This window comes from Dorea amylophila (genome assembly GCF_025567265.1).
GTDB classification, from domain to species: domain Bacteria; phylum Bacillota; class Clostridia; order Lachnospirales; family Lachnospiraceae; genus Dorea_A; species Dorea_A amylophila.
Genome location: NZ_JAOQJW010000012.1, coordinates 109,717 through 116,590, shown reverse-complemented (window position 1 = coordinate 116,590; position 6,874 = coordinate 109,717). Strand labels below are relative to the sequence as shown.

General features: G+C 43.2%; 4 protein-coding genes. All 4 read right to left on the bottom strand.

From position 1 onward, the window contains the following. Positions 1-556: 556 nt before the first annotated feature. The 4 genes from OCV72_RS09230 to OCV72_RS09215 all read right to left on the bottom strand — a co-directional run bounded on the left by OCV72_RS09230 (position 557) and on the right by OCV72_RS09215 (position 6,712). Positions 557-2,521, bottom strand: coding sequence for a beta-propeller domain-containing protein (locus OCV72_RS09230; protein ID WP_055283367.1), 1,965 nt, complete (start codon positions 2,519-2,521; stop codon positions 557-559). Beyond that, on the bottom strand, positions 2,505-3,011 hold the full coding sequence (locus OCV72_RS09225) for an RNA polymerase sigma factor (RefSeq protein WP_055283365.1): 507 nt from the start codon (positions 3,009-3,011) through the stop codon (positions 2,505-2,507). Before OCV72_RS09225 ends, OCV72_RS09230 begins: the two co-directional genes overlap by 17 nt. Positions 3,012-3,278: 267 nt before the next feature. Then, positions 3,279-5,558, bottom strand: coding sequence for a hydratase (locus tag OCV72_RS09220; protein ID WP_055283363.1), 2,280 nt, complete (start codon positions 5,556-5,558; stop codon positions 3,279-3,281). A gap of 68 nt (positions 5,559-5,626) precedes the next feature. Then, entirely contained in the window at positions 5,627-6,712 is a 1,086-nt protein-coding gene (locus OCV72_RS09215) for a PucR family transcriptional regulator (RefSeq protein ID WP_055283360.1), read from the bottom strand. Positions 6,713-6,874: the final 162 nt, after the last annotated feature.

Below are 6,874 nucleotides of genomic sequence, written 5' to 3'. Positions count from 1 at the left end.
TCAGGTTCCATCGGCGGGTCAATTCTAAAGGGGTAAAATTCTGCTAAAAGCAGGCTTTCAAAATTTGAAACTCGGCATACGCCTCAGACAGTCAAATTTTGAAAACCCAACGCAGAATTTTGCCCCTTAAGAATTACCAACGCCTCTTTCACATTCACTGGAACGCCTTTCCAAGTTTTATTCCGTGTGTATCAAATGCCTTAAGAATTAAACAGCAATTGCGTAACCGTAGTGGCCTCCACCGGGTTAGACTTCCGGGCATTTTATTTATTAACATTCGCTGCCAGTCACGACTTGAAAGAAACAATAGATAAGGATTATTGTGAATGTGGAATGCCATTAGAAATAGTTAGAGAGTCAGAATCACCGTTAAAGGAACGAAGCGAACGTGTTTGAGGCGAACGCCGAGTTTGAGCGTAGTTCCTTTGCTTTTAGGTGATTCTGGCTCTCTTAGTGTTTCTTATGGTATGGAACCTGAACAAGAAGCCTTATCTATTGTTTCCTTCAAGGACCGAGAGGCCGCTTCCCAGTTAATAAATTAAATCCCAATTTAAATTTATAATATGATATCTCCGCTTTTCACACCCGTATTCATATCATAAGCTTCAATAATATTTCCGCTGATCACATACAGCGTATCTTCTATATAGATTCCCCGGATTCCCTGAGATGTATTTCCATTGACTTCTTCTTGCAGGATTGTCTCAAATTTCCTGTCTGTCCGGTTGTATGTCAGCAGATAATAGCTTTCCCCATTCTGGCTGTAACCGGATAATCCGATTACGTTTTTCTCCGGATCGGCAAGCACCGATTTATAATCATATGCCGCATGGCTTCCGTACAGATCATCCAGCACAAGTGTAGATTCCTCTTTTACATCTGACCGGTCAGATATATTGAACATTGTTATTTTTACTCCTTCTGCCACGCCGGATTCTTCATCGGTTGACATTCCGATACCGAGCAGTCTGTCTTCTCCATAGAAATGCAGGTATTCGGAAAATCCCGGAATCTTTAATTTACCGAGAATCTTTGGCTTCTCCGGATCGGACAGGTCTACACTGAATAACGGATCGACCTGCTCATATGTCACAAAATATCCGGATTCGCCCATGAACCTTGCAGAATAGATGGTTTCGCCTTTTGCCAGATTTTCGATGGTACTGATCTTATCCAGTTTCTTATCCAGTATCGTCACCAGATTTTCGTCATTATTTGTCGTGAATAATCTTAAATTGCCCTTGTATTCATCCAGCGAAAAGGTATCATTCAGATAACCTTTTACTTTTCCCTGTGCTGCTGCCTTTAATTTCCCCTTATTATAAGAAATTTTTCTAAGTGTTGTCACAGTCTGATTATCCTGCTGCCACCCTGATTCATAATAGTAAATATTTTTTTTGCTGACATACATCTGACCGCCTTCAGATAGAATCGCTTTATGATCTGCCGTTTCATCCGGTTTACTGATATCCACGGAACTGATCACTTCGTACATCATTCCACAGTTTTCCGGAGGCAGGCAGATACTGCTTTGGCTCATTGCTTTGTCATTCACCATCGGTACATAAGTGATCGGTTTATCTTTAACCACATTACTTCCTGTATAATACTCACTGAACAGATACAGGTATCCGTCTGCCATGCGCGATGAATTGTAAGTACCGCTCTGTGTTACTTCACCTTCTTTTACCGGCTTTTTGATATCACTGATGTCATAGGTGACTGCCGCAGTTTTTGTCTGTTGCCGGACAGCTGTACCGACCTGCTTTTTATTGTCTGCATCTGTACATTCTTTCTGACATACCGCCACCAGTTTCTTCCGGTCTGTATCTATATAAAATTCCTGGATCGTATATTCTTTTTCCAAAGTAATCTCATTGTATTTTTCCAACTGCCCTTTCCCGGCATCTATGATGTCGATCGTCCGGCCATTATCTTCCCGTACATACAGATACGTTCCATCTGTTTTTGCAATATCTCCTTCATCTACACCGGACTGCCGGACATTGGTTTGCGAATACCCGCCATCTGCGTCCATTGCTGCCGCTGATGTCTCATTCCCACTGCCTGTATCCGCTGCTGCCGATGTCTCATTTCCACTTCTTGCATACATTGCAATTCCTTCGTTACCTTGCGACCGTTTGATATATTTATAGATTTCATCATAACTTTCGGCTATCCTGATCTTCCTGCTGCCGCTGATCTTCCTTTCTGCATTACCTGCTGACATCCTTTTAGAGTCTGTCATTTCATGATGCAGGCTTCCATACTGCCACACTATGATTCCCGTCACAACTGCTACACAGGCTGCTGCAAGTCCGATCCGGTATGAATGAAAATGTTTCTTCTGCTTTTTCCCTTTTAGTAACCGTTCTATATTTTCCGGTCTCAGACTGTCCGGTACCTCTGTGTTTTCTGACAATCGTGCAATCTGATCCACCATATCCTGTTCGCAGTATCCGTTCTGCTTTTTTTCATGTTCATTCTCACGCCGCATACACTTCTCACTCCTTTCTTCCATGCTCTGTTTCTCCGTAACTGCCCAGCACACATTCCATCTTTTTAAGTGCCCGGCTCCGCTTCGATCGTACCGTGTTCGGATTCAGCCGCATCATTTCCCCGATCTCCTGACTGCAATACCCGCCGAATACGGATAATCCGACTAATATCTGTTCTTCTTCCGATAACACGAAGAATGCTTTCTTGACGTCCATTGCCAGATCATAATCCGGTACAACCGGCTGTTCCGGAAGTTCTTCCTCTCTTCCCGGCTCTTCTTTTAATGCCTTCTTCAATCTCTTCTTACATTTATTCGTCAGAATTGTAAATATCCAGCTGCGGAATGCTTCTTCTTTTTTTAATTTATGTATGTTCTCGTATGCCGCAACAACCGCCTCGCTCACTGCATCCTCCGCTTCCTGTGGATTCTTCATCAGGCACAGTGCGTAATGGTACAGATCACGGTAAACTGTTTCATACATTTCCGAGAACCTTTTTACACTGCATATCATATCGTAACCTCCCTCAGATATGAATCTTTTATCACTGTTTTTAATCTTCCGGTAATTATTATAAATCCTATATAGATAAGAGTCTTTTCCCGCTCACATTGTTGCAGGTATTTTATCATATTATACAAGAACTTTCCTTATTTCGGCAGTGTCTACATCTCCGTATAAGGAAAAACAGCAGGAAATCCGTGATTTCCTGCTGTATACATAAGTCCGAATGTCAGATCAAAATTTTCCAAAACAAAACGGTACTAAAAATAAAACATATTATCCTCTGTAATAATTGATCAGACATCCTTTCAGGATGATCTCTCTTTCCGCATCGGTCATATCACCAAGCTTCAGCGTGATCTCTTTCAGAGAATCTCCAACCACATAAGCCTTGATCTCGGCATTCTTATCTTCCACTGCTTTTCTGATCTCTGGCACGAAGATATAGTCGCCGTTACGGAAGCTTAAGTTCTCGTGATCTTCCTCCGTGATAAATGGAAGCATACCCCAGTTGATCAGGTTCGAACGATATCTCTTGGTTGCATATTCGTTCGCAATATTTGCCCAGCCGCCGAGTACCTTCTGACAGGATGCTGCCTGCTCTCTTGCAGAACCATCTCCCGGTTTTACTGCAAAGATCGTGCTTCCGATTCCGAGATTACCTTTTCCTGTCTCCGGATATGTCTCGTGGATCTTATCCATAACCGGTTTCAGTTCATCTAATACTTCTAACGGACACTGTCCTGCTTCAATTGCTTTTTCAGCTTTCTGTACTTCCTTCGCACGGCCTACATAAGCAGGATCTTTTCTGGACAATGCAAATTCTGCAAGTCCCAGAGGGTTGGATCTGTAAGAAGAGGTCTCACCGGATGGAATCAGTTCATCTGTTGTGGTGACCGGATCATGGATCTCAGATACCACTTTCAGAAGTAAGTTTTCCGGAAGTGCTGCCATTGCAGGCCAGTCTTTGATATTTGGTCCGAACTTGATCTCTACCGATGGATCTGCTACACCATGGCTGTCGAAGACACGGTTCGCATAAATGTTCTTATCAAAATGATAAGTCTGTCCTTTATATTCCACATCCAGGTCAGTTGCAGGTGTAAGGAATCCCTTATTCGCTGCTGTTGCTGCGATGGAACGTGCATCCATAAGTGCAACCGATGCGATCTGTCCGCTCTGAAGTTTGGATCCTTCACGGTTCGGGAAGTTTCTGGTTGAGTGACGGATCGAGAATGCGTTGTTTGCAGGGGTATCTCCGGCACCGAAGCATGGTCCGCAGAATGCCGTCTTCACGATCGTTCCTGCTTCCATAAGGTCAGCAACTGCTCCGTTCTTCACAAGTTCCATGTAGATCGGTGTACTTGCAGGATATACACTGAATGTAAACTCATCGGAACCGATATAATGTCCTTTGATGATATCTGCTGCTGCACAGATATTTTCAAATCCGCCGCCGGCACATCCTGCGATGATTCCCTGATCCACATATAGCTGCCCATTTACAATCTTATCCTGCAGAGAATAGTCAACTGCTCCGTCGAGACTTACCAGTGCTTTCTGTTCTACATCATGAAGGATGTCTTTTAAGTTGGTTCTCACTTCATCGATCGTGTATACATTAGACGGATGGAATGGCATTGCGATCATTGGTTTGATCTCGCTTAAGTTCACGTATACCATACCGTCATAGTAAGCAACATCTCCCGGGTTGAGTTCTTTGTAATCTTCACTTCTTCCATGAATGTCATAGAATTCTTTGATCTTATCATCGGTCTTCCAGATGGATGACAGACAGGTCGTCTCTGTCGTCATAACATCGATACCGATACGGAAGTCCGCACTTAACTTACTCACACCAGGTCCTACGAATTCCATCACTTTATTGTTAACATAGCCATTGCCGAATGTCGCACCGATGATTGCAAGTGCCACGTCCTGTGGTCCGACACCTTTCATCGGCTCGCCATCTAAGTAGATTCCGACTACCCCCGGCATCTTAATATCATATGTCTTATTCAGAAGCTGTTTTACAAGCTCCGGTCCGCCTTCTCCCATAGCCATGGTTCCAAGTGCACCATAACGTGTGTGGCTGTCTGATCCTAAGATCATCTTACCGCCGCCAGCCAGCATCTCACGGGCAAACTGGTGGATGACTGCCTGATGAGGCGGTACATAGACTCCGCCATATTTTTTCGCGCAGGTGAGACCGAACATGTGATCATCTTCGTTGATCGTTCCTCCGACTGCACAAAGAGAGTTATGACAGTTCGTAAGTACATAAGGGATCGGAAATTTTTCAAGCCCTGAAGCCCTGGCTGTCTGAATAATTCCAACGAATGTAATGTCATGAGATGTCAGCTTATCGAATTTGATCTGCAGACGCTCCATATTTCCCGAGGTGTTATGCGCTGCCAGAATGTTATATGCCATTGTATTCTTTGCAGCTTCCTGTGGAGTCACATCTTTACCTGTCTTTGCAGCAACTGCTTCTTTTTCTTCCACAATCTCTGTTCCATTCAGTAAATAGACTCCCTTGTCATATAATTTCAGCATGTTTTGTCCTCCTACTATCGTATTATGAATATATTAAAATGTCTGAGTCCAGACATCTGCTAACCTGATTATTCTTTCATATATTTCATATGATCTGCTACCATCATGGCAATCTTGAATGTCAGTGCATCGTCAAATACACGCACATCCAGTCCTGTTTTCTTCTGAATCTTCTCCAGACGGTACACCAGTGTATTTCTGTGCACATACAGACGCCTTGCCGTCTCTGATATATTCAGGTTATTATCGAAGAATGTATAAACAGTCGTCAGTTCTTCTTCTTCGAAAATATCGGCCTTGCCATCTTCGAATACTTCATTCAGGAACATCTCGCAGAGTGATGCCGGAAGCTGATGGATCAGCCGTCCGATTCCGAGTTCATTGTATGCAAGGATCTTCTTCTCTGTATAAAACACTCTTCCGACTTCCAAAGCCATATCTGCTTCTTTGTATGATCTGGATACATCCTTTAATTCTTCTACAATTGTTCCATATGCCGCTCTTACACTTACCATGGCTTCCATATTCAGCGTCGTGACCAGCTCTTTGGCGATCTGTTCTACCTGCGGATAGCTATCGGTAGACTGCAGTGACTTCACAAGAATAATATGTTTTTCATCAATTGCCGTTACGAAATCCTTTGTTCCCGTCGCATACAGACCTTTCAGAGTTTCCTGTACCAGGACATCTCCTTCATTCTTCGGTTCGATCACGAATACGACTCTCTTGAGTTCTGCCGGAATCTTCATCTTCTTTGCTTGATTATAGATATCAACCAGAAGCAGATTATCCAGAAGCAGATTCTGAATAAACCGGTTCTTATCCATCCGTTCTTTGTATACATAAAGAAGATTCCGAAGCTGACTGGCTCCCATACGTCCTGCCAGTTCCATGCCGTCTGCATTTCCATGCAGCATCAATACATATACCGGATCACTGTCTTCATAGATGCGGAACATTCCCATCTCATCTAAGATCATCTCTTCCGGTTCTTCTTCGTCATCACGGAAATCCTGAATCTGGATCTCATACCCGGTCAGAGTCTCATTCGTCCTTACGAGACAGAATCCCTGCATATCCCATATTGCACAGTCAAATCCTGTAATCTCCCTGATATCCTGTGCTGTTTTGTGTAATATCTGATTTGATAACACGCATTGTCCTCCATTTCCTATCCGCAATGCTGTTCTTCGTGTTCTTTTGCATACTTGTATACATTTTAGCACGCTAACGAACTGCATTACGAATACATTATAGCAGATAATCATGCTTTAACAAAGCAAAATTTTATTGTCTGCGAAAAAAACGAAAAGACC

What these genes read in the sequence shown, in the direction of transcription:
- OCV72_RS09220 (WP_055283363.1), bottom strand. Translation starts at nt 5,558, where the DNA reads ATGCTGAAATTATATGACAAGGGAGTCTATTTACTGAATGGAACAGAG.
- OCV72_RS09230 (WP_055283367.1), bottom strand. Translation starts at nt 2,521, where the DNA reads ATGGAAGAAAGGAGTGAGAAGTGTATGCGGCGTGAGAATGAACATGAA.
- OCV72_RS09225 (WP_055283365.1), bottom strand. Translation starts at nt 3,011, where the DNA reads ATGATATGCAGTGTAAAAAGGTTCTCGGAAATGTATGAAACAGTTTAC.